The organism is Thermococcus sp. ES12 (genome assembly GCF_012027515.1).
Taxonomy (GTDB): domain Archaea; phylum Methanobacteriota_B; class Thermococci; order Thermococcales; family Thermococcaceae; genus Thermococcus; species Thermococcus barossii.
Map to the genome: position 1 here is coordinate 1 of NZ_SNUP01000157.1, position 381 is coordinate 381.

The 381-nt window shown below is 39.9% G+C and carries 1 pseudogene; it reads right to left on the bottom strand.

The features are described from left to right. A pseudogene (locus E3E37_RS11545) lies at window positions 1–381 on the bottom strand (ABC transporter permease); the annotation flags it as partial.

Sequence of the window (381 nt, forward strand, 5' to 3'; positions counted from 1 at the left end):
GGAACATCTATAATTCTTCCTTGAATCACCGAGTAGCTTTTTGCATCTATTGGATGTAAAATTGCTTCCGGATTACCGTTCACTGCCTCGCTTATCTTCAGCTTTGCTAACTCTTCATTAAGGACTTGTAGAACAGCGTTAATTCTTCCTTCACTTACGCTCTCTTTGATTCCTGCACTTATCCCTTTAAACACGGCATAAACTTCAACATATGTCTTTTCCCCATTTTCAATGTTTTTGGAGAAATCCTCTGGAATTATTACGACGACGTTATAATTTTCGGCTTGAGCTTTTTGAATTGCTTCTTGCACTGTCTGGGCATCGATGAGAGTCACAGTAACATTTGGAGCAGCTTTAAGGGCGCTTATGAGAACATCACCA